This is a genomic window from Pantoea sp. Pa-EAmG (genome assembly GCF_030024295.1).
GTDB lineage: Bacteria > Pseudomonadota > Gammaproteobacteria > Enterobacterales > Enterobacteriaceae > Pantoea > Pantoea dispersa.
The window spans coordinates 1-26,608 of sequence record NZ_JASEWO010000046.1 but is presented as its reverse complement, the minus strand read 5'-3'; the positions used below and the strand labels follow the sequence as shown (position 1 = coordinate 26,608).

Below are 26,608 nucleotides of genomic sequence, written 5' to 3'. Positions count from 1 at the left end.
TCAAACTCAACATCGGCAACCCTGCCCCGTTTGGTTTTGAAGCCCCTGATGAAATCCTGGTAGACGTGATTCGTAACCTACCGAGCGCGCAAGGCTATTGCGACTCGAAAGGTCTCTATTCAGCACGTAAAGCCATCATGCAGCACTACCAGGCGCGCGACATGCGCGACGTTACGGTAGAAGATATCTATATTGGCAACGGTGTGTCTGAACTGATCGTGCAGGCGATGCAGGCGCTGCTGAACAGCGGCGATGAGATGCTGGTGCCCGCGCCAGATTATCCGCTGTGGACGGCGGCGGTTTCGCTGTCAAGCGGCAAAGCGGTGCACTATCTGTGCGACGAATCCGCGGGCTGGTTCCCGGATCTGGATGATATTCGCAGCAAAATCACGCCGCGTACCCGCGGGATCGTGATCATCAACCCCAACAACCCGACCGGTGCGGTGTACAGCAAAGAGCTGCTGCTGGAGATCGTGGAGATCGCCCGCCAGCATAACCTGATCATCTTCGCCGACGAGATTTACGACAAGATTCTGTATGACGAAGCCCAGCATCATTCGATTGCCGCGCTGGCACCGGATCTGCTGACCGTGACCTTCAACGGGCTGTCCAAAACCTACCGCGTGGCGGGTTTCCGCCAGGGCTGGATGGTACTGAACGGACCGAAGAAGCACGCCAAAGGCTATATCGAAGGTCTGGAGATGCTGGCCTCGATGCGTCTGTGTGCTAACGTGCCGGCACAGCATGCCATTCAGACTGCGCTGGGCGGCTATCAGAGCATCAGCGAGTTTATCGCGCCGGGTGGACGGCTGTTCGAGCAGCGCCAGCGCGCCTGGGAACTGATTAACGATATTCCCGGCGTCAGCTGCGTGAAGCCGCAGGGCGCGCTCTATATGTTCCCGCGCATCGATGCTAAGAAATTCAACATCATGGACGACCAGAAAATGGTGCTGGATTTCCTGCTGCAGGAAAAAGTGCTGCTGGTGCAGGGCACTGCCTTTAACTGGCCGTGGCCGGATCACGTGCGCATCGTTACCCTGCCGCGCGTGGACGACCTCGAGATGGCCATCAACAAGTTTGGTCGCTTCCTGCAAGGCTATCGCCAGTAATCTGTGACGCGTATACTGTTTGACTTTCGGGGAGCCGCACAAGCTCCCCGCCGTGCAACAGGAACCGTCCATGACCCGTAGCCACTTTTTCGCCCACCTCTCCCGCCTGAAACTCATCAACCGCTGGCCGCTGATGCGCAATGTGCGCACGGAAAATGTCTCCGAGCACAGTCTGCAGGTCGCCATGGTGGCGCATGCGCTGGCCATCATTAAAAACAAAAAATTTAACGGCAATCTGAATGCCGATCGCATCGCCATGCTGGCGCTGTATCACGATGCCAGCGAAGTGCTGACCGGCGATTTGCCCACGCCGGTAAAGTACTACAACGCGCAGATTGCCCATGAATACAAGAAGATTGAAAAGATTGCGCAGCACAAGCTGATTGAGATGCTGCCGCCTGAGTTGCAGGACGCATATCGTCCGCTGCTGGATGAGCACCTGCATAGCGAGAGCGAGCAGGCGGTGGTAAAACAGGCTGATGCGCTGTGCGCCTACCTCAAGTGCCTTGAAGAACTATCGGCCGGCAACAACGAGTTTCTGCTGGCCAAAGCCCGTCTGGAGAAGACGCTGGCGCAGCGGCGATCGCCGGAGATGGATTACTTCGTTGAAGTCTTCATCCCCAGCTTCAGCCTGTCGCTGGATGAAATTTCCCAGGATACGCCGCTGTAACCTGCGCCGCTCAGCGTGGGCTGTTTCAGGCGCGGAGCGTCACGCTGAAGTAACCGTCCAGCTGTTTACTGATGTGCAGCGGCTGCAGATTTTCCACCTGCAGCGCCACTTCACTCAGGCGTGGCGCATCGGCCGGCGGATTGACCGCCACCACCGCGCTGCCCGCTTCCAGCCCGGCGATAATGCCCGCCGGTGCATCTTCCACCACCACGCATTCTGGCGCAGAAAGCCCGAGCCGCTCAGCGCCCAGCAAATAAGGTTCAGGATTGGGCTTACCGAATTTAATGTCCTCGGCGGTAATAAACACCTCCGGCAGCGGTAAACCGGCCGCTTTGTGACGGGCATGCGCCACCGGGATCGATCCCGAAGTCACAATCGCCCAGGGAATGTCGAGTGCGTTCAGGGTGGTCAGCAACGCGTGTGCACCGGCAATCGCCTGCACGCCTGCCGTGTCTTCTGCTTCCAGCTGCTCCAGCCAGCGAAATTCGGCCTGGATCGCTGCTTCAGACTGGCCCGCCATAAAGTGGCGCAGCGAGTTGATCGCCGGTTTGCCGTGAATGTAGTCCAGCACCTGCTGCGCAGCAAGGCCGTGGCGTGCGCCCCAGCTTGACCAGGCGCGATTCACGGCCGGCAGTGAATCCACCAGCGTCCCGTCTAAATCAAACAGAAAACCCCTGTACTTCACACGTTGCTCCTTATTCAGGCATTGAGGATTTGCGCGATCTCATTCTCGCTGAGGTGATACTGACGCGGACAAGTGTGCCACACCGCCAGCATGCGTTGGTATTTTTCCCACATCGGGGTTTGCGCATTGAAGCCGTGGGTGCCGGAATCGAAATGGGTATAGCGCCCTTCCACGTTAACCATAAAGCGTACGTAGCCGAGGTAACGCGCTTCGGTGGCCGCGTCGAAGCCGAGAAACGCCAGGCGACGCTCTTCAATGTTGCACGGCGCCTTGTGATTGGACCAGGAAACATGCAGCGCATGATGCATTTCCATAATGTCGATCAGCGTACGGCAGGTCGCCTCGCTCAGCTCGCCGAACTCTTTGTCCAGCTCGCGCAATTGCAGTCCATAGCCGCGTTCAATAATAGTCTGATAGCGGCGATAGCGCTCGGCGTTATCCGGCTCAAGCATCGCCATCATCTGGTATTGATTAGAAAGAATCAGTCGCTGTGCATGGGTCATTTCCATGGTTTACTCCCGGGCCGCAGGGCCGCTTAAGTTTTAAACAATGCAGAAATGATTACACAACGAAAGCGATGCGTGTATGTCCGCATCACTATTCTTTGATTTGAACCGGGATTGGGCGCAAATTCTCTGGCAGAGAAAAGCGCCATTTGATCAAAGATCGTCGAGGAAAGTACGGTCGAGCTGCTTAAAAGCACGCTTGAGCACATCCGCCAGCGCCTGGTAAGTCGGCTTGCCGTCGACGGGGGCAATGGCCTGTCCGGCCTCTTCCAGTTTGGCGCGCACTTCGTGGAACCAGTGCAGCAGCGTTGGCGGCAGCGGCGTGACGGAACGTTTACCCAGCCACCATAATCCCTGCATCGGCAGGCTACAGGCAAACAGCGCGGTGGCAATCGCCGGGCCGAGTTGCCCGCCGAGCGCGATTTGCCACGTCAGCGTAAAAATGGCCAGCGGTGGCATAAAGCGAATCGCAAAGCGGGTTGCCGTCACCACACGGTTCTCAGGAAACACCGGCGCCAGACGTTTGTCGGCGGGCCAGGTTTTCATGTAGTGCTGGCCGCGCTGAAATAAGCCGAACCAGCCTGGATTGCCTGCGTCATTCGCCATGGTAGACCTCAACTATTACTGCAACATTTAAAAAAATTTTATAACTACACAACTTTACGTGACATCCTTCAAAAGATTTTGTCTTTGCGGGTCACAGTGGGTATTCTGACGCCGTTTTTGCAACATTACCGGAAGCCGCAGCTCAATAAAAGAGCGCGCTGGAGCCATGTTTCGCTTCGTGGATTTCAAAAATCTGCGTAAAATTACCGAAATTTTTTGCGTGTCGTTTCTTTTTTGACTAGCGCATGATGTTAATCATTAATCTACCAGCTTTCATAGGCTACGCTGTTAGTCTGATTGCGTTATTTTTAGCCACTATTTAACAAAATAGGTACTTCCATGTCGACGAAGTTAGTACTGGTCCTCAACTGCGGCAGCTCCTCTCTTAAGTTTGCCATTCTCAATCCAGCCAGCGGTGACGAATACCTTTCCGGTCTGGCGGAGTGTTTCCACCTGCCGGAAGCGCGCATCAAGTGGAAACTGGACGGCAGCAAACAGGAAGCCCCGCTCGGCGCGGGCGCAGCGCACAGCGAAGCGCTGAACTTCATCGTTAAAACTATTCTGGCACAAAAACCAGAGCTTTCGGCACAAATCGCTGCAATCGGCCATCGTATCGTTCACGGCGGCGAGCAGCTGACGCAATCGGTGGTGATTGACGAGTCCGTCATTCAGGGCATTAAAGACGCGTCGTCCTTCGCGCCACTGCACAATCCGGCGCACCTGATCGGTATCGACGAAGCGATGAAAAACTTCCCGCACCTGTCGGATAAAAATGTCGCCGTTTTCGACACCGCCTTCCATCAGACTATGCCGGAAGAGTCCTATCTCTATGCCCTGCCGTACAACCTGTATAAAGAGCACGGCGTGCGCCGCTACGGCGCGCACGGCACCAGTCACTACTATGTGACGCAGGAAGCCGCCAAAATGCTGAACAAGCCGGTCAGCGAGCTGAACATCATCACCTGCCATCTCGGCAACGGCGGTTCTGTGGCGGCCATCCGTAACGGCCAGTGCGTAGATACCTCAATGGGTCTGACACCGCTGGAAGGTCTGGTGATGGGCACCCGCAGCGGTGACATCGATCCGGCTATCGTCTTCTTCCTGCACGATACGCTGGGCATGAGCGTGGATGCGATCAACAAACTGCTGACCAAAGAGTCCGGCCTGCTGGGCCTGACCGAAGTCACCAGCGACTGCCGTTACGTGGAAGATAACTACGCCACCAAAGACGATGCCAAACGCGCGATGGATGTGTTCTGTCACCGCCTGGCGAAGTACATCGGCAGCTACACCGCGCTGATGGAAGGCCGTCTGGATGCGGTGGTGTTTACCGGCGGTATCGGTGAAAACGCGGCGATGGTGCGTGAGCTGGCGCTGGACAAACTGGGTCTGCTTGGCTTCGAGGTTGACCACGAGCGCAACCTGGCTGCACGCTTCGGCAAGTCCGGCTTCATCAATAAAGAAGGTACCCGCCCGGCGGTGGTGATTCCAACCAATGAAGAGTGGGTCATCGCCCAGGACGCCGCGCGCCTCACCGCGTAATGTTTCTCTCCGTCAGCTTCGGCTGACGGTGTTGTTTTTGACACCCTGTAACACCGCGAGGTTTCTATAGTGTCACGTACAATTATGCTTATTCCTACCGGCACCAGCGTCGGCCTGACCAGCGTCAGCCTTGGCGTGATTCGTGCCATGGAGCGCAAAGGCGTGCGCCTGAGCGTGTTCAAACCGATCGCCCAGCCGCGCGCTGGCGGCGATGCGCCAGACCAGACCACCACCATCATTCGCAAAAACTCCGCGATTCCGGCCGCGGTTCCGCTGCCGATGTCCCGCGTTGAGTCGCTGCTGGGTTCTAACCAGCAGGATGTGCTGATGGAAGAGATCATCGCCAACTACCACGCCAACGCCAAAGATGCGGAAGTGGTGCTGGTGGAAGGCCTGGTTCCGACGCGCAAACATCAGTTTGCCTCGGCGCTGAACTATGAAATTGCCAAAACGCTGAACGCGGAGATCGTCTTCGTCATGTCGCTGGGTAACGACTCACCGGCACAGCTGAAAGAGCGCATCGAACTGACGCAGAGCAGCTTCGGCGGCAGCAAAAACAAAAACATCACCGGCGTCATCATCAACAAACTCAACGCGCCAGTGGATGAGCAGGGCCGTACCCGTCCGGATCTGTCAGAAATTTTCGACGACTCCTCGAAAGCCAGCATCGCCAACATCGATCCTAAGCAACTGTTCGCCAACAGCCCGCTGCCGGTGCTGGGCTGCGTGCCGTGGAGCTTTGATCTGATCGCGACGCGCGCCATTGATATGTGCCGCCATCTCAACGCGGAGATCATCAACGAAGGTGAAATCCACACGCGTCGCGTCAAATCCGTCACCTTCTGCGCGCGCAGCATCCCGCATATGCTGGAGCACTTCCGTCCGGGCTCGCTGCTGGTGACCTCAGCCGACCGTCCTGACGTGCTGGTGGCGGCCTGTCTGGCGGCGATGAACGGCATCGAAATTGGTGCGGTGCTGCTGACCGGCGGCTATCAGATTGAAGCGCCGATCGCCCGTCTGTGCGAACGAGCCTTCCAGACCGGCCTGCCGGTGTTCATGGTAAAAACCAACACCTGGCAAACCTCGCTCAGCCTGCAGAGCTTTAACCTGGAAGTGCCGGCTGACGACACGCAGCGCATCGAAAAAGTGCAGGAGTATGTGGCCGGCTTTATCAATGCTGACTGGGTTGAATCGCTGACCGCCACATCCGAACGCAGCCGTCGTCTGTCACCGCCGGCATTCCGCTATCAGCTCACCGAACTGGCGCGTAAAGCCGGCAAGCGCATCGTCCTGCCGGAAGGCGACGAACCGCGTACCGTTAAAGCGGCGGCGATTTGTGCCGAGCGCGGCATCGCCACCTGTGTGCTGCTGGGCAATCCGGATGAGATTCAGCGCGTGGCCGCAGCGCAGGGCGTTGAGCTCGGCAAAGGCATTGAAATTGTCGATCCGCAGGTGGTGCGTGACAACTACGTGCCGCGCCTGGTTGAGCTGCGTAAGAGCAAAGGCATGACCGAAGTGGTCGCGCAGGAGCAGCTGGAAGATAACGTGGTGCTGGGTACCATGATGCTGGAAAGCGGCGAAGTTGACGGTCTGGTCTCGGGCGCGGTTCACACCACCGCCAACACCATTCGTCCGCCGTTGCAGCTGATCAAAACCGCGCCGAACAGCTCGCTGGTCTCCTCAGTGTTCTTCATGCTGCTGCCAGAACAGGTGCTGGTGTACGGTGACTGCGCCATCAACCCGGATCCTAATCCGGAACAGCTGGCCGAGATCGCGATTCAGTCTGCCGACTCCGCCAAAGCCTTCGGCATCGATCCACGCGTGGCGATGATCTCCTACTCTACCGGTAACTCCGGTGCCGGTAGCGACGTGGAGAAAGTACGTGAAGCAACGCGCATTGCGCAGGAAAAACGCCCGGATCTGGTGATTGATGGCCCGCTGCAGTACGACGCCGCAATCATGGAAGACGTCGCCAAGTCTAAAGCACCGAACTCAGCGGTGGCCGGACGTGCGACGGTATTCATCTTCCCGGATCTCAACACCGGTAACACCACTTACAAAGCGGTGCAGCGTTCTGCCGACCTGATCTCCATCGGGCCGATGCTGCAGGGCATGCGCAAACCGGTTAACGACCTGTCACGCGGTGCGCTGGTCGATGATATCGTCTACACCATTGCGCTGACGGCGATTCAGTCGCAGCAGGCTGAAGGCTAATCCCCTTCCCCGCTCCGCATCAGCACGCCCGCCCGGGCGTGCTTTTTTTTATCCTGCGCCACAACCCTGCCCGTATAAACGCACTGGCAAAATCCCGTCTGCGCGCTAACACTGATTACACTCTCCCGCGACTTACGAGGTCAGCAATGAGCAACAGTGATGTGCACAGCCGTCGGTTACAGGCCACGCCGCGAGGCGTGGGCGTGATGTGTGATTTCTTTGCGGCGAAAGCCGAAAACGCCACGCTGTGGGACCAGCAGGGGCGGGAATATATTGATTTCGCCGCCGGCATTGCGGTGCTCAATACCGGACACCGGCATCCCAAAGTGCTGGCGGCGGTACAGCAGCAGCTGACGTGCTTCACTCATACCGCGTTTCAAATCGTGCCGTATGAGAACTACATTCACCTTGCGGAGCGTCTGAATGCGCTGGTGCCGATTGAAGGCGCCGTGAAAACCACTTTCTTCTCTACCGGCGCCGAGGCGGTTGAGAACGCGGTGAAAATCGCGCGCGCAGCCACCGGCCGCCCGGGGATTATCGCCTTCAGCGGCGCGTTCCACGGTCGCACCAATATGACCATGGCGCTGACCGGCAAAGTGCTGCCTTACAAAACCGGCTTCGGCCCGTTTGCCAGCCCGGTGTTTCACGCGCGCTACCCCAATGCGCTGCATAACGTCAGCGTGCACGATGCGCTCGACAGTCTGGAGACGATTTTCCGCAGCGATATCGCGCCACAGCAGGTGGCGGCCATCATCTTTGAACCGGTTCAGGGCGAAGGCGGATTCTATGTCGCGCCGCCAGAGTTTGTGACGGCGCTGCGCCAGCTGTGCGATCGCCACGGCATCCTGCTGATCGCCGATGAAGTACAGAGCGGTTTTGCGCGCACCGGCAGGCTGTTTGCCAGCGAATATTATGAGGTACAGCCGGATCTGATCACACTGGCGAAAAGTCTGGCAGGCGGGTTTCCGCTGTCGGCGGTAAGCGGCCGGGCCGCGGTGATGGATGCACCGGAGCCGGGTGGTCTGGGCGGCACCTATGCCGGCCATCCGCCAGCAATTGCCGCCGCGCATGCGGTGCTGGATATTATCAGTGAGGAAAAGCTGTGCGAGCGTGCGCAATGGCTCGGTACGCAGCTGGCGGAAGCGTTGAACGGCGCCGGCTGCCGTGCGCTGGCCGAGGTACGCGGCTATGGCTCAATGATGGCGGCGGAGTTTCATGACGCCAGCGGCCGGCCCTCGGCGGAGATCGCCAAAGCGATTCAGCAGCAGGCGCTGGCCGAAGGATTGATTCTGCTGACCTGCGGCGTGCACAGCAACGTGATCCGCTTTCTTTATCCGCTAACCATTCCGGACGCCCAGTTCAGTACGGCGCTGAACATTCTCACCCGCATTCTCAGCCAGCATTAAACACAAAAGGCACCCTTAGGGTGCCTTAATGCGGAAGCGCAGGAATCAGGCTTCGCTGCTTTGCTTACTGCGCACCGCGTCACTGTTGCGGCTCAGCCACAGCGACAGGGCTTTGAGTGAATCATCGGTGAATTCATCACAGCGGGCGGTGATCTCTTCCGGCGTCATCCAGAACACTTCATCCACTTCCTCTTCCTGCATGGCAAACGGACCGTGCGACACGCAGCTGAACAGTCCACCCCATACGCGGCAGTGCTGATCTTCGAAGTAGAATTTGCCGTGCTCGGCGAACGGGACATCAGCGATGCCGAGCTCCTCTTCCGCTTCACGACGGGCGGATTCCAGCAGGTCTTCACCGCTTTGCACCACGCCGCCCGCAGTGGCATCCAGCATACCCGGCATAAAATCTTTGCTCTCGGTACGGCGTTGCACCAGAATCTTGCCCATGCCGTCGTGCACCACAATATAGGTAGCGCGATGGCGCAGACATTGCGCACGCATCTGCGCACGGCTGGCCTGCGCAATCACTTCGTTTTCTTCGCTAACGATATCCACCCACTCGATACCGTCACCTGCCGTTTGATCCACCATCCGGTAACCCTTTCTCTGTTTTCGGCGTGCCCAGCACGCGCCTGTTTGCGATGCTTTATTAGAATGAGCGCTAAGGTAAAGCGTTCTTTTCGCCGCCGCAAGGTTTTAGCGTGCTTTACCCGACTCGGCCAGCCACAGCTGCACCGAGGCGCGCTGCCACTGGAATTCTGCATAGTGCTGCAGCTTCACCGGCAGCGGATCGCCGTGCAGCGCCAGCCGGTTAATCATCACCGCCAGGTCGGTGTCGGCAATCGACCACTCGCCAAACAGGTTCTGCTGGCCGTCCGGCAGCAGGCGCTGCACCGCGGCAATCAGTTTACTGGCGGCCTGTTCGCCAGCGGGCGTGAGCGGAGCAAAGCGTTCAGCAGCAAACAGCACTTCAGTGGGTCGCTCCGTGCGCAGCGCCAGTAAATCGCTGCGCAGCCACGCCTGCACTTCGCGCGCGTGAGCACGTTTTTCGCGATCGCGCGGATAGAGGCGCTCAAACTCCGGCGCCGGAAAACGCTCTTCGAGATATTCGGCGATGGCCGAGGATTCATTCAGGCTGACATCATCAATTTGCAGCGTGGGCACACGGCAGGTCAGCGACAGGCCGCAGTATTCCTCGTCAAGCTGTGCATTGCGCGACAGGTCAACGCGCCTGACGGTAAAGGGAATGCCCTTCTCGGTAAGCGCAACATAAACTGACATGGCATACGGGCTAAAAAAACAGGAATCGGACCACAAGGTAATGGCGGGATAGTTCATTAGCTGCCTCGGCTAAGCGTCAGGTGTGCATCATGTTTACCGATTTTTGCCGGCTAAGGCAATGGCGCGCTGGTCCGATGTTTTGCCGCAGGACCACGGCAAACTGGCGGTTTTTCATCATAAGCGTAAGCGCTGTCACGCCGCAGCGGCACTTCTCTTCTATGCTCAATTCAGAGCAGATAATTAATGACAGGGAGACTAAACATGCACCTGCTTATTACCGGTGGTACCGGCTTGATAGGTCGCCATTTAATTCCGCGCCTGCTGCAGCTGGGCCATCAGGTGAATGTGGTAACGCGTGACGTGGCGGCCGCGCGGGAAAAACTCGATGCGCGCGTGATGTTGTGGTCGGGCATTAACCAGCAGTCCGATCTCAATGCTATTGACGGCGTCATCAATCTGGCGGGAGAACCGATTGCCGACAAGCGCTGGACCGAGCAGCAAAAGCAGCGCCTGTGCGAAAGCCGCTGGCAAATCACTGAACAAATCGTCTCGCTGATCCACGCCAGCAGCAATCCGCCGCGCCTGTTGATTTCCGGCTCGGCCACCGGCTTTTATGGTGATACCGGCGATGTGGTGGTGACCGAGGACGATCCGGGCCACGAGGAGTTTACCCACACCCTGTGCGCCCGCTGGGAGCAGCTGGCGCTGAAGGCGCAAAGCGAGCGCACCCGCGTGTGCCTGCTGCGCACCGGCGTGGTGCTGGCGCGCGAAGGTGGCGCGCTGAGCAAAATGAAGCTGCCGTTCAAACTTGGCGTCGGCGGACCGATTGGCAGCGGCAAACAGTACCTGCCGTGGATCCACGTGGACGATCTGGTCAACGCCATCCTGTGGTTGATCGATAACGATCAGTTGCAGGGCCCGTTTAACATGGTGGCGCCTTACGCGGTGCGCAACGAGCAGTTCGCCGCCACGCTGGGCCAGGTGATGCACCGTCCGGCCTTTATGCGCACCCCGGCCAGCGCCATCAAACTGATGATGGGAGAATCCGCCGTGCTGGTGCTGGGCGGGCAGCACGTGCTGCCGAAGCGGCTGGAGGAGTCCGGCTTTGGTTTCCGCTGGTACGATTTGCAGGAAGCGCTGCAGGATGTCGCCGGCTGACGCATCTCCGCTCAGGCTTACCGCGGCGCCACGGCGGGCGTGTGGCAAAGCTGCTGCAGGAAACGCGCCGTTAACGGCCGGGTATCCTGCCTGCGCCAGACGGCATACAGCACAATCTCCAGCGCCAGATCGGGTAGCGGCATCAGCACAACGTTATCCGGTACGATGCGCGCCAGGCTCTGTTGGATCAGGGTGAAACCCAGCCCGGCTTCGACACAGGCAAGCGCCGCCAGCGGACCATTCACTTCAAAACGAATATCCGGCTGGAAGCCGGCGCGCTGGCAGGCTGTCAGCAATCGCGCCCGCGCGGCAGGGTTGAGATTTTCCTGGTCGGCAATCCACGCCCGACCGTGCAAATCAGCCGCCACGGGCGCGGTCAGCGCACTGGATGCCGGCATCGCCAGCAGCACCGGCTCGGTCGCGATCTTCTTATGCACAAAATCCGCGTCATCGTGCGGCAGCGTATGCACAATGGCAATATCGATCGCCCCCGCCTCTAACCGGGCAATTTGCTGTGCGGAACGTAACGCATGCAACCGGACATCAATGCCCGCCCCCGGTGCCAGCCGCGCCAGCGCTGCGGGCAGCAGGCGCGAGTGAATAGCCGCCTCCACATATCCAATATCCAGCCGCCCGACGTCACCCTGCTGCAGATGCTGCGCATACTCTTTTAGCCGTTCGTGATGCTGCAAAAAGGGCGTCACCTCGGTGAGAAAGCGCTTACCCTCGTCCGTCAGGCGCAGACGTTTCTTTTCACGGTGAAACAGCACCATGCCCAGTTCGCTTTCCAGCTGCTGAATTTGCCGGCTAAGCGGTGACGGCGAAATATGTAACCGTTCCGCAGCCTGACCAATATGCTCCAGCGCCGCGACAGTAGCAAAGGCGCGCAAAATTTTTATGTCCATGACAATCCGGGTCTCAACTCTGTCAAAAATGACACTGGTCACCTTAACGGTGTTAGCGTCATTATCGCGCTGACAGCCACTGACGCAGCATTATCATCGCGCTAATCCGCCGCGAAAATTGCCGCGTTATTTTGTTTAACGTGAACGAATAAATTAGCGCACAGAGATCATTATGAGCCAGGCAATATTTTCATACACCACCGGGAAATATCAGGTCAGCGCCATCAGCGACGGCACCATGCAAGCCAGTCTGAGTTTATTAACGGATATTCACCACGACGATGCGGTCGATCTGCAACGTCAGGCAGGCATAGCACAGCCGGGCGACATCCATGTGTTTTGTTATCTGATCCACGGTCAGGGACGCGTGATTCTGGTGGATACCGGGATGGGAAAACGCGATGCGCAGAGCGGCAAATTACTGCCTCATCTGCAGCTGGCCGGGGTAACGCCGGACGACATCGATACCCTGTTATTAACCCATGCGCACCCCGATCATATTGGCGGCTTGCTGGACAGCGCGGGTCAGCCGGTCTTTCGCCATGCCCGGCTCTGCCTCAGCCACAGCGAAGCCGCCTTCTGGCAGGATGATGCGGCGATCAGCCAGCTGAGTGAACGCGCGCAGTTAAACGCGGCGCTGGTGCGGCGCACCCTGCAGGCTTATGGCCCGCGGCTGCAGCTAATGGCGGATGAGGAGATCAGCCCGGGAATCCGTGCGCTGGCGTTGCCCGGTCATACCCCGGGGCATTGCGGGTTTCGCATTGATTCAGACGGCGAGCATTTATTGATCTGGGGTGATATTGTGCATTACCCGCCTGTTCAGCTGGCCTGCCCGCAGGTTTCCATTGCCTTCGATATCGATCCCGTCATGGCCAGAGAGACGCGCCAGCGTATTTTGCAGCAGGTGGCAACGGAAAATACGGTGATTGCCGGCATGCATTTTGGCGCGTCTGGCTTTGCCAGAATCGTGGCGTTAGAGAACGGCGGTTATACGGCCAGCTATGTGTCAGCGTGTCACGATGGCGAAGCGGGTGAGCCATGACCGACTAACAGGCGGATTGACGGTGACATTACACCTGATGCTCCGCCTGTTATCTCTTACGCCTGTTTCGGCTGGCCGTTCGACGCCGTCAGACCGCCATCGACCGGCAGGTTAACGCCGGTGATATAACGCGCGTCGTCGCTGGCGATGAAAGCAATCGCGCTGGCGATATCTTCCGGTTCACCGGCGCGGCCCAGCGGAATACGGTCATAGAAGCGTGCAAGCAGCGCCTCATCGTTTTTCATCTCTTCGGTGAGATCGGTGAAGGTAAAGCCGGGACAAACGGCGTTAACGCGCACGCCGTCCGTGCCATAATCCATCGCCAGCGCGCGGGTAAAATTGGTCACCGCGCCCTTGGCGGCGTTGTAGACACTCATGCCCCAGTCGCCGCCCAGTCCGGATACCGACGAGGTATTCACCACGTTGCCTTTACTGTTGAGCAGCGCGGGCATAAAGAAGTGGGTGCAGTAAAATACACCGTCGAGGTCAGTGCTCATCAGCGACTTCCAGTCCGCTATCGACACTTCGTGAATTTTGCCCTGCACGATGCTGCCGGCGTTATTCACCAGCACATCCACGCGCCCATACTGGCGCTGCACCTGCTCTGCCAGCTGTTTAACCTGATCCGCATCGCCGACGTCGCAGGGTGCCACCAGATGATTTTCTCCGCTCAGCGTGCTCAGCACCTGTTCCAGCTTGTCACGGGTTCTGCCCACCAGCACCACCTGTGCGCCTTCACTGGCGAAACGCTGCGCCGCTGCGGCACCAATGCCGGATCCGGCTCCGGTAATCACCACCACTTTCTCTGCAAAGCGCGACATATTTCCTCCTGGTTATTTCGTGGTTGAAACGGTTAAGCCTGGCAGCCAGCGCGCTGAGTTCAAGCGAAGCCTGCAGATTTAACGTGACGCTTAGTTCAGGAAATAACCGGCGGATTATCAAATAGTGCACTTTTTTGTACGGTTATTGGTCGCCACCCCCCAGCCCGTCTACAGTTAACATTCGCCATAAAAATTTACAAAAACTGAAGATTCCGGCCCGTTGTGCCGCCGCGCACGCCGGCCGGTTACGCCTTATCTTGTTACTCTGTCTGGAAGCGATGATGAAAAAACGAGCCAAAACCCTGCCCGGTGTCACACGACGCCAGGTCCTGACCTGGTCGACGCTGGGCGTTGCCGCTGGCGTCACCCGCGCCGCCGATGCCGTCTCCCTCAAGGGGGCTCCCGGCTGGACACCCTTCGCCGATAACCCACCGGAACAGTTCCAGGCTCAGGGCTGGCTGTTCTTCACCGAGGAAGAAGCGCGCACCGTAGAAGCCATGGTTGACCGCATTATCCCGGCGGACGAGCTGAGCGTGGGCGGCAAAGAAGCCGGCTGCGCTGTCTTTATCGACCGCCAGCTGCACGGCTTTTATGGCACCTTCGAACGCCTCTACATGCAGGGCCCGTTTCAGCAGGGCACCACCGAGCAGGGCGACCAGTCGCCGCTGGTGCCGCAGCAGCGCTATCGCCAGGGGCTGGCGGCGCTCAACCGCTACGTGCAGCAAACCTCGCAAAAGAACTTTGTCGATCTGACGCCAGCGCAGCAGGACGCGCTGCTGGCAGACATGGAGGCCGGAAAGGTGCATTTCAGCGGCTTTGATGCGCAGTCGCTGTTTCTTGAGGTGCTGAACAACACCATGGAAGGCTTCTTTGCCGATCCGATCTACGGCGGCAACAAAGACATGGTGTCGTGGAAGATGCTGGGCTTTCCCGGCGCGCGCTACGACTATCGCGAATACATTGAGCGCCATAACGAAAATCTGGGCTTAGAGCCGATCAGCATTGCGCAATGGAAAGCACGGGGATAGATGATGAAGAAATTACCGAAAACCGATGTGGTGGTGATTGGTCTCGGCTGGGCCGGATCGATTATCGCCAATGAACTGGCCGACGAAGGCCTGGAAGTGATCGGCATTGAGCGCGGCCCGTGGCGCGACACCGCGCGTGACTTCAATATTGGCACCGTCACCGACGAGCTGCGCTACGTGATGCGCGAAGAGCTGATGCTGCGCACGCGGCAGAACACCTGCACCATGCGCAACAATCCGTCGCAAACCGCCCTGCCAATGCGCACCTGGGGCTCGTTCCATCCGGGCAACGGCACCGGCGGCGCGGGCAACCACTGGGCCGGCATTACCTTTCGCTTTCAGCCGGAAGAGTTTCGCCTGAAAAGCCACCTGACCGAACGCTACGGCGCCAGTGCCATTCCGGATGAGCTGGTGCTGCAGGACTGGGGCACCAGCTGGGAGGAGATGGAGCCGCACTACATGCAATTTGAGCGCGTGGCCGGCACCTCGGGTTACGCCGGCAATATTCAGGGACAGAAACGGGCGGGCGGCAATCCGTTCGAGGGCGCGCGGTCGGCCGACTATCCGACGCCGCCGCTGCGCCAGCCCTATGGTCCGACGCTGTTTGCCGAAGCAGCAAAAAATCTCGGCTACCAGCCGTTTCCGGTGCCCTCCTCGCTGGTCTCCGAGGCGTACACCAATCCCTATGGCGTCACCATGGGTCCCTGCACCTTCTGCGGCTTCTGCACCAACTACGGCTGCGCCAACTACTCGAAAGCCAGCGCCATCACCACCGTGCTGCCGGCGCTGATGCGCAAAGAGAACTTTACCGCGTATACCAACTGCGAAGTGCTGGAAGTGCTGACCGATGCCAGCGGCAAACAGGCCACCGGCGTCACCTACATTGACTCCTCCGGCGATAAGTGGGAACAGCCGGCCGATCTGGTGATCGTCGCCGCCTTTACCTTTGAAAACGTGCGCCTGATGCTGCTCTCCGGCATTGGCCAGGCTTATGATCCGGTCACCAACAAAGGCACCACCGGCCGCAATTACGCCTATCAGACCGCCAACGGCGTCACGCTGTTTTTTGACAACAAAAACTTTAACCCGTTTATCGGTGCCGGCGCGGTGGGCATGGGCATTGATGAATTCAATAACGATAATTTTGACCACAGCGGTCTGGGCTTCTTCGGCGGCGGCAGCATCCGCGTGACGCCCATCGGCTCGGCACCGATTGGCTACCGGCCGCTGCCGCCTAACACGCCCAAATGGGGCTCAAAGTGGAAGCGCGCGCTGAAAGACAACTACCTCAGCACCATGTCGATTGGCTGCGAGGCCAGCAGCTACACCACGCGCACCAACTATCTGTCGCTCGATCCCAACTACAAAGATCCGCACGGCCGACCGCTGCTGCGCATTACTTTCGACTTTGCGGCGAACGATCTGAAAATGGCGCAGTACTGCACGGGTAAAGTGGCGGAAATCGCTAAATCAATGAACCCGCGCGAGATGATTGTCAAACCGATGACCGGCCACTGGAGCAGCGTGCCGTATCAGTCGTCGCACGTGGTTGGCGGCTTTATCATGGGCAGCGATCCCTCAACCAGCTCGGTCAATAAACATCTGCAGGTGTGGGATGTACCGAACCTGTTCGTGGTGGGCGCGTCAGCCTTTCCGCAAAACCCGGGCTATAACCCGACCGGCACCGTCGGCGCGCTGGCATTCAAAGCGGCGCATGCGATTCGTCACTACTATCTGCAACGTCCCGGGGAGATGATTACCGCATGAAAACACGCCTCTCTCTGTGCGCTGCCGCGCTGCTGCTTACCAGCTTTGTGTCTCACGCCCAGCCGGAATACGATCAGTACGCGCGCGGCAGCTATATCGCCACGCTGGCGGACTGCACCGCCTGCCACACCGCCGATCCGCAGCAGCCGTTTGCCGGGGGCGTCAGATTGCAGACGCCGTTTGGTACGCTGGTCGGCGCTAACATCACGCCGGACCGCGAAACCGGCATCGGCAACTGGCGCTATGAAGATTTCCGCCGCGCCATGACCGAGGGCATCGGCCACGGCGGCAAGCGGCTGTACGGCGCGATGCCGTTCACCGCCTACACCAAAATGTCGGATAAGGATCTGCAGGATTTGTGGGCATGGATGCAGACGCTGCAGCCGATACACAACCCGGTCGAGACCAATCAGCTGCCCTTCCCTTTCAACATCCGCACCAGCCTGATGGTGTGGAACTGGATCAACTTTGACCAGGGCGCGTTCCAGCCGGACGCCCGTCAATCCGCCCAGTGGAATCGCGGTGCGTATCTGGTGCAGGGCGCGGGCCACTGCGGCACCTGCCATACGCCGAAAAATCTGCTCGGCGGCGATAAAAACGGCGCGTTTTTGCGTGGCGAAGTGGTCGAAGGCTGGATGGCGCCGGACATCACCGCGAACCCGCACAGCGGGCTGGGCAAATGGAGCCAGCAGGATATCGTCAGCTACCTGCGTACCGGCGTGAACCGTTTCGATATCGCTTCCGGTCCGATGGCCGACGCGGTGCGTCACTCCACGCAGCACTGGCGCGATGAAGATCTGCAGGCGGTGGCGGTGTACCTGAAAAGCGGGGAATCGCGTGATGAGCAAGTGCCCGCCGCACTTGCCGCGACGGACGATCGCATGAAGCTGGGCGCGCAAATCTATGCGGCGAAGTGTTCAGCCTGCCACAGCCCGGGCGGCCGCGGTGAGAAGAATATCTTCCCGCAGCTGGCGGACAATCCGTTGCTCAATCAGGAGGATGCCACCTCGCTAATTCGGGTGGTCGCCGCCGGTAGTCGCGGAGTCGATACTGATGCCCGCCCCACGGCACCGGCAATGCCGGCCTTTGCCGGCACGCTGGGTGATGAGGAGATCGCCGCGGTGGTGAGCTACATCCGCAACAGCTGGGGAAATGCCGCCGCACCGGTCAGCGCTGACGACGTGAAGAAAGTGAAACAGAAGCTGGAATAGCGCCGTGTCAGCACCGGCAGCGGCGGCTGCCGGTGCGACAGGCTCAGCGTTAGCTGCGCTGCTGCACCACCGACGACTTCACCGCTGACGCTTCCCGCGTGTGTCCCGGCTGCGGCACGCGAATGATAAAGGTCAGCACGCCGGCGAACAGGTAGAGCGCGGTATAGGCCCACACCACCCCGACGATATCGAAGAACGGCAGCAGCAGTGAAGCAATCGCCGGGGCAACAAAGTTACTCAGCCCGGCCGACAGATTGTAAATCGATACCGCTGCGCCCTTATGATGCGGTTCCAGCGTCGGGAACACCGCGGTCATCGGCACAAAGGCAGCGACAAAGATCCCCAGCATGATCGCCGGAATCAGCGCCACCCAGAAATTATGCCCGGCATACAGCGGCAGGTAGTAAAACGCCAGGCTGGAGATCGCCATACCGAGGCAGCCGAACCAGCGCACCTGACGGATCCAGCCCAGCTTCTCACCGGTAATGCCCCAGAAAATATTGGTAAAGATGGTGACGAAGAAGAACACCGCCCAAATCTGCAGCCATTCGGAGATGGTAAAGCCGAGCCGATCGACAAACAGCAGCGGCATGATGATGGCAAAACCAAACAGCGACAGCGTATTGATGATGCGGATCAGGCAGGCATAAAACACATGCTGGTTGGTGAACAGAATGGTTACGGCACGCGACATCTCCGTCATCTTATCGCGCAGCGGCAGATTAACGCGGGAACGATCCACCGGCACGTTGCGCAGGCTGAAGTAGGCCAGCACGCCGCCGCACGCCACCCAGACAATCGCCAGCCATAAGGTGCCGGTTTCGCCCAGCATCGGGATGGTCAGGCTCGGCAGATAGCTGCCCACCACGCCAATTCCCACGGAATACATCGCCCAGAACCAGCCGGTGGCGGCGGCCAGCTTGTCACGCGGCAGCACCTGCACCAGCATCATCATGAACGAGTAGATAAACAGCGGATAGGCGAGGCCGCGAATGCCGTAGAACAGCACCATCAGCGGATAATTACGCAGCCCGAGCCCCAGCGACATAAACAGCGCATGCATGACGATCCACAGCACAAAGCCAATCATCATGGCGCGCTGCGGCGTAATCAGCTCCGCCACCACGCCGGAAGCCCACGCTGCCAGCGCGGCGGCCAGACCGTAAAATGTAAACACTACCGCCGACTGGGCCGGGGTAAAGCCCATGTCAGTGATATGGCGCGAGAGAAACGCCATTTCGAAGCCGTCGCCGGCCATGAAAATGGCGATGGCCAGAAAGCCCCAGAACATCTTTTTCGGTAAGCCAAACCAGTATGCGTTCGATTGCATGACAATCTTCCTTCCGTTCGCTAATCCGATCAGGCAGGCAGCAACGCGCGCGCCTGCTGTTGTTGTACATAGAGTTCACGGAACAGGCGCAGCCGCTGCTGCAGCACGGCCCCGCGCGCCGCATCGGGCTGATAGCGCGCCTGCACCGGCGGCTTCAGGCACACGTCGGCTTCACTGCCGCCGTCGGCCAGCCACGCCAGTCGCGCCGCACCCAGCGCGCCGGAGGCGCTGGCCGGATGGGTCACTATCGGCAGCTGCAGCACGTCGGCGATCAGCTGCGCCCACAGCGTGCTGCGCGCACCGCCGCCGGTCAGGCTGCACTGCTGAATCTGCTGCTGCGTATCGCCCAGCACTGCCAGGCCATCCGCCAGGCCAAACGTCACGCCCTCAATCACCGCATAGCCGAGCAGCGCGCGCGGCGTTTCGTGGCGTAAATGGAAAAATGCCCCGGTCGCCTGCGGATCATTGTGCGGCGTGCGTTCACCAGAGAGATACGGCAGAAACAGCGGTGCCTGACGCAGCTGTTCCGCGCTGAGCTGTGCCATCTCGTCCATCAGCTGGCTTTCGGTGACCGACAGCAGATTGCACAGCCAGCGCAGACAGCTGGCGGCGCTGAGCATCACGCTCATCTGGTGCCAGCGTCCCGGCAGCGCATGGCAGAAAGCGTGCACGCCGGATTGCGGATCGGCACGCAGCCGATCGTTAACCACAAAAATCACGCCTGACGTGCCGAGCGAGATAAAGGCATCGCCCGCATTAACCGCACCGACGCCCACCGCCGACGCGGCATTATCACCGCCGCCGCCGGCCACGCTCACCGTGGCGGCTAAGCCCCATTCGCTGGCCAGATCGGCGCGCAGCGTGGCGCTGACCGCGCTGCCCTCAACCAGTTCGGGCATCTGTGCGCGCGTCAGCCCGCTAATTGCCAGCAGTGCGTCAGACCAGTCGCGCTGCGCCACGTCGAGCCACAGCGTACCGGCGGCGTCCGACGGCTCGCTGACAAAGCGCCCGGTCAGACGCCAGCGCAGGTAGTCCTTCGGCAGCAGCACCTTGTCGATGCGGCGGAAGATTTCGGGCTCATGTTCCGCCACCCAGTGCAGTTTCGGCGCGGTAAAGCCGGGCATAATCAGGTTGGCGGCGATTTCCATCATCTGCGGATGCTGCTGGCGCAGCGCATCACACTGCGCCGCGCTGCGCGTGTCGTTCCACAATATGCACGGCCGCAGCACCTCACCGGCGGCATCCAGCAGCACGGCGCCGTGCATCTGACCGGAGAGACCGATGGCGCGGATCGCGGCCCACGCGTCCGGTGCCTGCTGGCGCAGCCCGGCGATCGCCTGACCACAGGCCTGCCACCAGCGCTCGGGATCCTGCTCCGCCCAGTGCGGATGCGGGCGCTGCACGCTGAGCGTGGCGTGATTCGACGCCATAATCTCGCCCTGCGGGTTAACGATCAGCGCTTTGAGTTCTGAGGTGCCAATATCAATGCCGAGATACATGCTGTGCGCTCCTTACACCGTCGCCGGCTGCAGCAGCTGCTGCTCTATGGCGTCTACGCTGCGCGTCACCAGCGCATGAAAAGCACGGTCATCGGCCAGTTCGGCAAACAGCGCGCGGTCGCTGAGGAAGGTTTGTAGCGCATTCTCGCCGCTCAGCTGCTGGCGCAGCGCGTCAGCATTGAGCACGCCATCCTGATACGCATACGGCAGCTGGTTACTGGCCCAGCGTTGCAGGAACAGGTAGAACAGCGCTGGCAGCACGGCGGTAGCGGTCGGTTCTGCGCCGCGCTGATAGCATTCGCGCAGCGTCGGCGTCACCATGCCGGGAATCTTCGACAGTCCATCGGCACCAACGCGCTGGTTGGTGTCTTTGATGTAGGGATTGCTAAAGCGCGCCAGCACCACATCGCGGTAATCCGCCAGATCGAGCGGGCTGGGCGACAGTGACGGGATCACGTCCTGCGTGATGTAGTCGTACGCCAGCTGATAGATCGCGGGCTGACGCGTGCTGTCATCAATGTAGTCATGGCCGGTGAGCGTGCCGGCCCAGGCAATCGCTGCGTGCGTGGCATTGAGAATGCGGATTTTCGCCTCTTCCCACGGTAGCACCGACGCCACCAGCTCCACGCCCACCTTTTCCAGCGCCGGGCGTCCGGCGATAAAATCATCCTCAATCACCCACTGGATAAACGATTCCGCCATCACCGCCGCGCCATCGTCTTTGCCGGTGGCCGCTTTGACGCGTTCGGCAACATCCGGCGTGGGGCGCGGCGTGATGCGATCCACCATGGTGTTTGGCGAAGTGGTGTTATCGCGCACCCAGCTGGCCAGCGCACTGTCGCCCTGCGCGGCGAGAAACGCCAGCATGCCGTGACGGAAACGTTCGCCGTTGTGACGCAGGTTGTCGCAGTTGAGCAGCGTGACCGGCGCACCGCCGCTGGCCACGCGCTGGCGCAGAATGCGGGTCAGCGCGCCGTAAATAGTGCGCGCCTCACCATGGAGATCGGCCTGAATATCCGCCTGGCTGAGATCGAGTTCATGCGCCGGCGTCAGGTAATAACCCGCTTCGGTCACGGTAAAACCGATCACTTTTGTCTCAGCGCTGGCGCCCTGCGCCACCAGCGCGCTGATCTCTGCGTCCCACGGCAGAATGGTGCGCAGCGAAGTAATGGTTTCATACGCGCGCTCGCCCTCCGGCGTTACAGTTTCCAGTACGTACTCGCCGTTTTGCGTCTGCAGCTGGTTGAGCAGCGCTACCGCATCGCCGCGGATGTTGCCGAGCGCGATGCTCCAGCTGTCATCGCCCTGCTGGCGCAGCTGGTGCAGATACCACGCCTGATGCGCGCGGTGAAAAGAGCCTGCGCCGATATGCATCCACACTGATTTCGTCGTCATAGTTGCCTCGAAATAAACATTTGCCACAATGGAGGGCATTTGCCCGATGAGGCGTAGCATAGTCGCCGCCGGGGCGATCGTTCTGCGAGATCCATCACATTTAATACTTTTGCTCTTTTTTAGGGCTTTTGCTCAGTTAACGCTTCAGGGGCAAGACGCGATAAACTGGCGCATCGGAGTTTGACGGAACAAGGCGATGAGCAGAGAAGAGAAGAAGCAGGAGCTGGCAGCGCGGGCAGCGTGGATGTATTACGTGGCGGGCGTCACGCAGCAGGAGATTGCGCGCGCGCTGGGCTTATCGCGGCAGGTGGCGCAGCGGCTGGTCTCCAGCGCGCGTGAAATGGGCATGGTCAGCGTGAAGATCGACCATCCGGTTACGCACTGCCTGCATCTGGCGCGCGAGATCGAACAAAAGTTTGGTTTGACGCTGTGCCGCGTGGTGCCGTCAGCCGGGCTGGATGATGAGGCGATTCAGCAAATGCTGGCGGTGGAAGGCGCGGCGGTGATGGCGCAGTTTATCAACGAAGAGACGCCGCAGGTGTTTGGCATCGGTTCCGGCAAAACGCTGCGCTCAATGATTGATGCGCTGCCGTGGGTTGAACGGCCACAGCATCAGTGTGTGTCGATGATCGGCGCGATTGCGCGTGACGATTCCGGTACCCGCTACGACGTACCGCTGAAAATGGCGGAGAAGATGCAGGGCAAATATTTCTTCATTCCGGCGCCGCTGTATGCTGACACGCCGCAGGATAAGACGATGTGGGTGCAGCATCAGGTCTATCAGCGCGTCACCCAGCGTGCGCTACAGGCGAACGTGGCGTTTGTCGGCATTGGCGAAGTAATGCCGGGCTGCCCGCTCAATGCCGAAGGCTTTATCACCGATGCGCAGGTAGAAGCGCTCAACGCGCGCGGCGTGGTAGGTGAAATGCTGGGGCATTTTTTCAATCGGCAGGGAGAGCGGGTGTACGGCGAAACCGATGAGCTGCTGACCAGCGTGCTGCTGGAGAGCCAGACGCAGCGCAATATCATTGGCTTTGCCGGCAGCGCGCGCAAATACGCAGCGATTCACGCCGCGCTGCACGGCGGCTGGATCTCCGGGCTGGTGACGGATGAAGACACCGCGCTGAAACTGCTGAATGATTAATTAAAAATTTCTGTGATTCGTCGCGGCGCGCTGTATCGCGTGGATTTGTCCGCCGCATCGCCGGGAAACGCGCAGTACATTGCGCCGCTACGGTTCAGAAACCTATTTCAACGATCCCTTCAAAAACTGCTGCAGGCGCGGGCTTTTCGGGTTGCCGAACAGTTCGTCTGGCGCGCCCTGCTCTTCGATTTTGCCCTGATGCAGGAAAATCACGTGGTTGGATACGTGACGGGCGAACTCCATCTCGTGCGTTACTACCACCATGGTTTTGCCCTCTTCGGCCAGCTTCTGCATGATGCGCAGCACTTCGCCTACCAGCTCCGGATCGAGCGCCGAGGTCGGTTCGTCAAACAGCAACACTTCCGGCTCCATCGCCAGCGCGCGGGCAATCGAGACACGCTGCTGCTGGCCGCCTGACAGATGCACCGGGTATTTGGCACGCGCGCGCGCATCAATACCGACTTTATCGAGGTATTTAATTGCCCGCTCACGCGCTTCGGCTTTGCTCAGCCCCAGCACCTGAATCGGTGCTTCAGTGACGTTATCCAGCACCGTCATGTGGCTCCACAAATTAAAGTGCTGGAACACCATGGTCAGCCGGGTACGCAGCGAACGCAGCTGCTCCTTGTTGGCCACTTTCAGCTGGCCATCGGTGTCGCGCACCAGGTTTATCGCCTCGTTGTTAACCGCGATGGTGCCTTCACTCGGCTTTTCGAGGAAGTTGATGCAGCGTAAAAAGGTACTTTTCCCGGAACCGGACGAGCCAATAATGCTGATCACATCGCCGGCGTTGGCCTGCAGCGACACGCCCTTCAGAACTTCATGTTCACCGTAACGCTTATGCAGTTCGGTAACGCTTAATTTATTTTCAGCCATAGTCATACTCAGTGCGACGAAGAGGGTTTCACATGCGCGAGGAAGCGGCGCTCCGCAAGGCGGAACAGGCTAATCAGCACGTAAGAGATAATCAGGTACAGCACCGCAGCGATGCCGAACGCGGTGAACGGCTGATAGGTCGCCGAGTTGATATCGCGCGCGATTTTTAGCAAATCCGGCACGGTGGCGGTGAACGCCAGCGCGGTGGAGTGCAGCATCAGAATCACTTCATTGCTGTAGGCGGGCAGCGCGGTGCGCAGCGCCGACGGCAGAATGATGCAGCGGTAAAGTTTAAACGGCGAGAAACCATAGGCGCGCGCGGCTTCGATTTCACCGTGTGGCACGGCGCGAATGGCACCGGCAAAAATCTCGGTGGTATAAGCACAGGTGTTCAGGGTAAATGCCAGCAGCGTACAGTTCAGGCCGCTGCGGAAGAAGGCGTTCAGCAGCTCGGAGCCTTTCACCACCTCCAGCGTGTACATGCCGGAATAGAACACCAGCAGCTGCACATACAGCGGCGTGCCGCGAAACACATAGGTAAACAGCCACACCGGCGTGGAGATATAGCGATTTGGCGACACGCGCGCGATGGCCAGCAGCACCGCAAGGCTGCCGCCAATTACCACGGAAAGAATCAGCAGCCACAGCGTGATGGCCACGCCGGTAAAACGGTAACCGTCGGTCCAGAGCAGTTGTTTCCAGTACTCCTGAATAATCTCGATCATAACTCTGCCCTTTTCACCCCTACCGAGTAGCGGCGTTCAAGCCACCACAGCACGCCGTTGGACAGCGTGGTAAACACCAGATAAATCACCCCGGCAACAATCGCGAAGTAGAACGGTTGCCAGGTACTTTTGCCAGCCAGCTGCGTGGCTTTTACCACATCTTCAAGGCCGAGCAGCGACACCAGCGCGGTGGCTTTCAGGATCACCTGCCAGTTGTTGCCGATGCCGGGCAGCGCAAAGCGCATCATCGCCGGGAACAGAATGCGACGGAAAGTTTGCGAGCCGGTAAAGCCGAAGGCGGTGGCGGCTTCAATCTGCCCTTTCGGCACCGCGAGAAACGCGCCACGGAAGGTTTCAGTGAAGTAAGCACCGTAGATGAAGCCGAGCGTAATAATACCGGCCACCATCGGGTCGATATCAAACTGCGCCATGCCGAGCGCATCGGTTACGGCGTTGAGGGCAATCTGCAGACCGTAAAAGATCAGCAGCATCAGCACCAGGTCGGGCACGCCACGGATGAGCGTGGTGTAGCCTTCAAAAATCATCGCCAGCGGGCGATTGCGGGAGAGTTTGGCGCCGGCCCCTATCAGGCCCAGCACCACGGCCAGTACCACCGAGCTGAGCGCCAGCTCAAGGGTCACCAGCGTGCCTTTGAGAATTACTTCAGAATAGCCATAAAACATGGGTTCGATCCTGTCGTGAGGGAAATAAACAAACGCTGTCCAACAACACACGGACAGTCCTGACCAGGATGTGAATCACGGAAGGATGGTGGCAAGCGTATGAACTCCGGGAGTTTACATAAGTAAGCGCCCGGAGTGAATAGTTATGACCCACGTTAGCGTGACTCAATACACCCGTTCAGGAACAGGAGTCTTAATCGCCGTAAACGTTGAAATCAAAGTACTTCTTCGCAATCTTGTCGTAGGTACCGTCTTTGCGCATGTCGTTAAAGGCTTTGTCAATGGCAGCTTTCAGATCGGCGTCATCTTTACGCAGGCCCATACCGGTGCCGACGCCAAAGATTTTGTCATCTTTCACCGCAGGACCGGCGAACGCGTAGTTTTTCCCGACCGGCTGCTTAAGGAAGCCTTCGCTCGCCTGCACTTCATCCTGGAACGCCGCATCAATACGGCCAGCGTTCAGGTCCTGATACACCAGATCCTGGTTGGCATACGGCGTGACGGTCACCCCTTTTGGACGCCAGTATTCATTGGCGTAGGTTTCCTGCGTGGTGCCCTGCAGCAGGCCGATGTTCTTGCCCTTCAGCGACTCAATGGTCGGCTGCAGTTTAGACCCCTTCGGCGCCACTAAACGCGCGTTCGCTGCATACAGTTTTTCCGAGAAGGCGATCTCTTCCTGACGTTTCTCGGTGATCGAGAGTGAAGAGATGATGGCGTCGATCTTCTTCGCTTTCAGCGACGGGATCAGCGCATCGAAATCACTTTCCACATAAGTACATTTGGTCTTGATACGCTTACAGATCTCGTTGGCCAGGTCGATATCAAAGCCAACCAGCTGGCCCTGCGCGTTCTTGGACTCAAACGGCGGGTAAGTTGGATCGGTCCCGATGCGCAGCGACTGCGGTACCGCTGCGAACACGCTCGCAGCGCCGGACATAGCCAGCATCAGAGAAAGAGCCAGAACTCGCTTTTTCATAGGTAACCCTCAAGTGAAGTGCTTATTGT

25 protein-coding genes are annotated in these 26,608 nt (G+C 59.2%); 11 read left to right on the top strand and 14 right to left on the bottom strand.

Going from position 1 to position 26,608, the window contains the following annotated elements:
• Both QMM04_RS08885 and yfbR read left to right on the top strand, forming a co-directional pair.
• Positions 1 to 1,109: pyridoxal phosphate-dependent aminotransferase (locus tag QMM04_RS08885; RefSeq protein WP_282996030.1), on the top strand; the 1,109-nt coding region annotated here is incomplete at its 5' end.
• Positions 1,110 to 1,179: 70 nt separating this feature from the next.
• Positions 1,180 to 1,779 carry a 5'-deoxynucleotidase gene (gene yfbR / locus QMM04_RS08880; protein WP_021509207.1) on the top strand — a complete coding sequence of 200 codons (600 nt, stop codon included), beginning with the start codon at positions 1,180 to 1,182 and terminating at the stop codon, positions 1,777 to 1,779.
• A gap of 25 nt (positions 1,780 to 1,804) precedes the next feature.
• Here yfbR and QMM04_RS08875 read toward each other — a convergent pair whose 3' ends face one another.
• The 3 genes from QMM04_RS08875 to yfbV all read right to left on the bottom strand — a co-directional run bounded on the left by QMM04_RS08875 (position 1,805) and on the right by yfbV (position 3,576).
• On the bottom strand, positions 1,805 to 2,464 hold the full coding sequence (locus tag QMM04_RS08875) for a sugar phosphatase (RefSeq protein ID WP_058780303.1): 660 nt from the start codon (positions 2,462 to 2,464) through the stop codon (positions 1,805 to 1,807).
• 14 nt (positions 2,465 to 2,478) lie between these two features.
• Complete coding sequence (locus QMM04_RS08870) at positions 2,479 to 2,973, bottom strand: YfbU family protein (RefSeq protein ID WP_021509205.1); 495 nt, start codon at positions 2,971 to 2,973, stop codon at positions 2,479 to 2,481.
• 150 nt (positions 2,974 to 3,123) lie between these two features.
• Complete coding sequence (gene yfbV, locus QMM04_RS08865; protein WP_021509204.1) at positions 3,124 to 3,576, bottom strand: terminus macrodomain insulation protein YfbV; 453 nt, start codon at positions 3,574 to 3,576, stop codon at positions 3,124 to 3,126.
• 339 nt (positions 3,577 to 3,915) lie between these two features.
• Between yfbV and ackA the strand changes: the two genes are divergently transcribed.
• The 3 genes from ackA to QMM04_RS08850 all read left to right on the top strand — a co-directional run bounded on the left by ackA (position 3,916) and on the right by QMM04_RS08850 (position 8,738).
• Positions 3,916 to 5,118 (top strand): acetate kinase, encoded by a 1,203-nt coding sequence (gene ackA / locus QMM04_RS08860; RefSeq protein WP_021509203.1) that lies wholly within the window; start codon positions 3,916 to 3,918, stop codon positions 5,116 to 5,118.
• 69 nt (positions 5,119 to 5,187) lie between these two features.
• Positions 5,188 to 7,332, top strand: coding sequence for a phosphate acetyltransferase (pta, locus tag QMM04_RS08855; protein ID WP_176428128.1), 2,145 nt, complete (start codon positions 5,188 to 5,190; stop codon positions 7,330 to 7,332).
• A gap of 146 nt (positions 7,333 to 7,478) precedes the next feature.
• A complete protein-coding gene (locus tag QMM04_RS08850) occupies positions 7,479 to 8,738 on the top strand; it encodes a 4-aminobutyrate--2-oxoglutarate transaminase (RefSeq protein WP_088517047.1) in 1,260 nt (419 codons plus the stop codon).
• Positions 8,739 to 8,783: 45 nt separating this feature from the next.
• On the opposite strand, the gene yfcD is transcribed toward QMM04_RS08850, so the two are convergent.
• Positions 8,784 to 9,329 carry an NUDIX hydrolase YfcD gene (gene yfcD / locus QMM04_RS08845; RefSeq protein WP_021509200.1) on the bottom strand — a complete coding sequence of 182 codons (546 nt, stop codon included), beginning with the start codon at positions 9,327 to 9,329 and terminating at the stop codon, positions 8,784 to 8,786.
• 105 nt (positions 9,330 to 9,434) lie between these two features.
• The gene (gene yfcF / locus QMM04_RS08840; protein WP_238561772.1) at positions 9,435 to 10,076 is read right to left on the bottom strand and encodes a glutathione transferase; all 642 of its coding nucleotides are present in this window, start codon (positions 10,074 to 10,076) and stop codon (positions 9,435 to 9,437) included.
• Positions 10,077 to 10,280: 204 nt separating this feature from the next.
• Here yfcF and QMM04_RS08835 point away from each other — a divergent pair, with 204 nt between their 5' ends.
• Complete coding sequence (locus tag QMM04_RS08835; RefSeq protein WP_021509198.1) at positions 10,281 to 11,177, top strand: TIGR01777 family oxidoreductase; 897 nt, start codon at positions 10,281 to 10,283, stop codon at positions 11,175 to 11,177.
• 17 nt (positions 11,178 to 11,194) lie between these two features.
• On the opposite strand, the gene QMM04_RS08830 is transcribed toward QMM04_RS08835, so the two are convergent.
• Positions 11,195 to 12,082 (bottom strand): LysR substrate-binding domain-containing protein, encoded by an 888-nt coding sequence (locus QMM04_RS08830; protein ID WP_238561771.1) that lies wholly within the window; start codon positions 12,080 to 12,082, stop codon positions 11,195 to 11,197.
• Between the two features lie 172 nt (positions 12,083 to 12,254).
• On the opposite strand from QMM04_RS08830, the gene QMM04_RS08825 reads away from it, so the two are divergent.
• Positions 12,255 to 13,124 carry an MBL fold metallo-hydrolase gene (locus tag QMM04_RS08825; RefSeq protein ID WP_282996028.1) on the top strand — a complete coding sequence of 290 codons (870 nt, stop codon included), beginning with the start codon at positions 12,255 to 12,257 and terminating at the stop codon, positions 13,122 to 13,124.
• Positions 13,125 to 13,180: 56 nt separating this feature from the next.
• Here the strand turns inward: QMM04_RS08825 and QMM04_RS08820 are convergent, their stop codons facing one another.
• Positions 13,181 to 13,945: an SDR family oxidoreductase gene (locus tag QMM04_RS08820; RefSeq protein WP_058775818.1), complete on the bottom strand. Its 765-nt coding sequence runs from the start codon at positions 13,943 to 13,945 to the stop codon at positions 13,181 to 13,183.
• 278 nt (positions 13,946 to 14,223) lie between these two features.
• Here QMM04_RS08820 and QMM04_RS08815 point away from each other — a divergent pair, with 278 nt between their 5' ends.
• The 3 genes from QMM04_RS08815 to QMM04_RS08805 are packed head-to-tail and all read left to right on the top strand — an operon-like array spanning position 14,224 to position 17,951.
• Positions 14,224 to 14,973, top strand: a complete 750-nt coding sequence (locus QMM04_RS08815; protein ID WP_256737258.1) for a gluconate 2-dehydrogenase subunit 3 family protein — start codon at positions 14,224 to 14,226, stop codon at positions 14,971 to 14,973.
• Positions 14,974 to 16,740 carry a GMC family oxidoreductase gene (locus QMM04_RS08810; RefSeq protein ID WP_021509193.1) on the top strand — a complete coding sequence of 589 codons (1,767 nt, stop codon included), beginning with the start codon at positions 14,974 to 14,976 and terminating at the stop codon, positions 16,738 to 16,740. It begins immediately after the preceding gene.
• Positions 16,737 to 17,951, top strand: a complete 1,215-nt coding sequence (locus QMM04_RS08805; protein ID WP_021509192.1) for a cytochrome c — start codon at positions 16,737 to 16,739, stop codon at positions 17,949 to 17,951. The genes QMM04_RS08810 and QMM04_RS08805 overlap by 4 nt, the downstream gene beginning before the upstream one ends.
• Before the next feature lie 49 nt (positions 17,952 to 18,000).
• Here the strand turns inward: QMM04_RS08805 and QMM04_RS08800 are convergent, their stop codons facing one another.
• The 3 genes from QMM04_RS08800 to dalD are packed head-to-tail and all read right to left on the bottom strand — an operon-like array spanning position 18,001 to position 22,175.
• Entirely contained in the window at positions 18,001 to 19,281 is a 1,281-nt protein-coding gene (locus tag QMM04_RS08800) for an MFS transporter (RefSeq protein ID WP_262264414.1), read from the bottom strand.
• A gap of 29 nt (positions 19,282 to 19,310) precedes the next feature.
• Positions 19,311 to 20,780 carry a xylulokinase gene (gene xylB / locus QMM04_RS08795; RefSeq protein ID WP_238561767.1) on the bottom strand — a complete coding sequence of 490 codons (1,470 nt, stop codon included), beginning with the start codon at positions 20,778 to 20,780 and terminating at the stop codon, positions 19,311 to 19,313.
• Between the two features lie 12 nt (positions 20,781 to 20,792).
• Complete coding sequence (dalD, locus tag QMM04_RS08790) at positions 20,793 to 22,175, bottom strand: D-arabinitol 4-dehydrogenase (RefSeq protein WP_282996025.1); 1,383 nt, start codon at positions 22,173 to 22,175, stop codon at positions 20,793 to 20,795.
• Between the two features lie 196 nt (positions 22,176 to 22,371).
• Between dalD and QMM04_RS08785 the strand changes: the two genes are divergently transcribed.
• Positions 22,372 to 23,319, top strand: coding sequence for a sugar-binding transcriptional regulator (locus QMM04_RS08785; protein ID WP_282996024.1), 948 nt, complete (start codon positions 22,372 to 22,374; stop codon positions 23,317 to 23,319).
• Positions 23,320 to 23,421: 102 nt separating this feature from the next.
• Here QMM04_RS08785 and hisP read toward each other — a convergent pair whose 3' ends face one another.
• The 4 genes from hisP to argT all read right to left on the bottom strand — a co-directional run bounded on the left by hisP (position 23,422) and on the right by argT (position 26,579).
• Positions 23,422 to 24,195, bottom strand: coding sequence for a histidine ABC transporter ATP-binding protein HisP (hisP, locus tag QMM04_RS08780; protein ID WP_058769896.1), 774 nt, complete (start codon positions 24,193 to 24,195; stop codon positions 23,422 to 23,424).
• An 8-nt stretch (positions 24,196 to 24,203) separates the two neighbouring features.
• Positions 24,204 to 24,920, bottom strand: a complete 717-nt coding sequence (locus tag QMM04_RS08775) for an ABC transporter permease (RefSeq protein WP_021509186.1) — start codon at positions 24,918 to 24,920, stop codon at positions 24,204 to 24,206.
• Positions 24,917 to 25,603 carry a histidine ABC transporter permease HisQ gene (locus QMM04_RS08770; protein ID WP_282996022.1) on the bottom strand — a complete coding sequence of 229 codons (687 nt, stop codon included), beginning with the start codon at positions 25,601 to 25,603 and terminating at the stop codon, positions 24,917 to 24,919. Before QMM04_RS08770 ends, QMM04_RS08775 begins: the two co-directional genes overlap by 4 nt.
• A gap of 193 nt (positions 25,604 to 25,796) precedes the next feature.
• Positions 25,797 to 26,579 (bottom strand): lysine/arginine/ornithine ABC transporter substrate-binding protein ArgT, encoded by a 783-nt coding sequence (gene argT / locus QMM04_RS08765; RefSeq protein WP_031280032.1) that lies wholly within the window; start codon positions 26,577 to 26,579, stop codon positions 25,797 to 25,799.
• Between the last annotated feature and the right edge of the window lie 29 nt (positions 26,580 to 26,608).

Coding starts and splice junctions, on each gene's coding strand:
- hisP (WP_058769896.1), bottom strand. CDS start 24,195: ATGGCTGAAAATAAATTAAGCGTTACCGAACTGCATAAGCGTTACGGT.
- QMM04_RS08850 (WP_088517047.1), top strand. CDS start 7,479: ATGAGCAACAGTGATGTGCACAGCCGTCGGTTACAGGCCACGCCGCGA.
- yfbV (WP_021509204.1), bottom strand. CDS start 3,576: ATGGCGAATGACGCAGGCAATCCAGGCTGGTTCGGCTTATTTCAGCGC.
- QMM04_RS08805 (WP_021509192.1), top strand. CDS start 16,737: ATGAAAACACGCCTCTCTCTGTGCGCTGCCGCGCTGCTGCTTACCAGC.
- argT (WP_031280032.1), bottom strand. CDS start 26,579: ATGAAAAAGCGAGTTCTGGCTCTTTCTCTGATGCTGGCTATGTCCGGC.
- ackA (WP_021509203.1), top strand. CDS start 3,916: ATGTCGACGAAGTTAGTACTGGTCCTCAACTGCGGCAGCTCCTCTCTT.
- QMM04_RS08770 (WP_282996022.1), bottom strand. CDS start 25,603: ATGTTTTATGGCTATTCTGAAGTAATTCTCAAAGGCACGCTGGTGACC.
- yfcD (WP_021509200.1), bottom strand. CDS start 9,329: ATGGTGGATCAAACGGCAGGTGACGGTATCGAGTGGGTGGATATCGTT.
- dalD (WP_282996025.1), bottom strand. CDS start 22,175: ATGACGACGAAATCAGTGTGGATGCATATCGGCGCAGGCTCTTTTCAC.
- QMM04_RS08870 (WP_021509205.1), bottom strand. CDS start 2,973: ATGGAAATGACCCATGCACAGCGACTGATTCTTTCTAATCAATACCAG.
- yfbR (WP_021509207.1), top strand. CDS start 1,180: ATGACCCGTAGCCACTTTTTCGCCCACCTCTCCCGCCTGAAACTCATC.
- QMM04_RS08835 (WP_021509198.1), top strand. CDS start 10,281: ATGCACCTGCTTATTACCGGTGGTACCGGCTTGATAGGTCGCCATTTA.
- xylB (WP_238561767.1), bottom strand. CDS start 20,780: ATGTATCTCGGCATTGATATTGGCACCTCAGAACTCAAAGCGCTGATC.
- QMM04_RS08815 (WP_256737258.1), top strand. CDS start 14,224: ATGATGAAAAAACGAGCCAAAACCCTGCCCGGTGTCACACGACGCCAG.
- QMM04_RS08825 (WP_282996028.1), top strand. CDS start 12,255: ATGAGCCAGGCAATATTTTCATACACCACCGGGAAATATCAGGTCAGC.
- QMM04_RS08810 (WP_021509193.1), top strand. CDS start 14,974: ATGATGAAGAAATTACCGAAAACCGATGTGGTGGTGATTGGTCTCGGC.
- QMM04_RS08820 (WP_058775818.1), bottom strand. CDS start 13,945: ATGTCGCGCTTTGCAGAGAAAGTGGTGGTGATTACCGGAGCCGGATCC.
- QMM04_RS08775 (WP_021509186.1), bottom strand. CDS start 24,920: ATGATCGAGATTATTCAGGAGTACTGGAAACAACTGCTCTGGACCGAC.
- QMM04_RS08830 (WP_238561771.1), bottom strand. CDS start 12,082: ATGGACATAAAAATTTTGCGCGCCTTTGCTACTGTCGCGGCGCTGGAG.
- yfcF (WP_238561772.1), bottom strand. CDS start 10,076: ATGAACTATCCCGCCATTACCTTGTGGTCCGATTCCTGTTTTTTTAGC.
- QMM04_RS08800 (WP_262264414.1), bottom strand. CDS start 19,281: ATGCAATCGAACGCATACTGGTTTGGCTTACCGAAAAAGATGTTCTGG.
- QMM04_RS08785 (WP_282996024.1), top strand. CDS start 22,372: ATGAGCAGAGAAGAGAAGAAGCAGGAGCTGGCAGCGCGGGCAGCGTGG.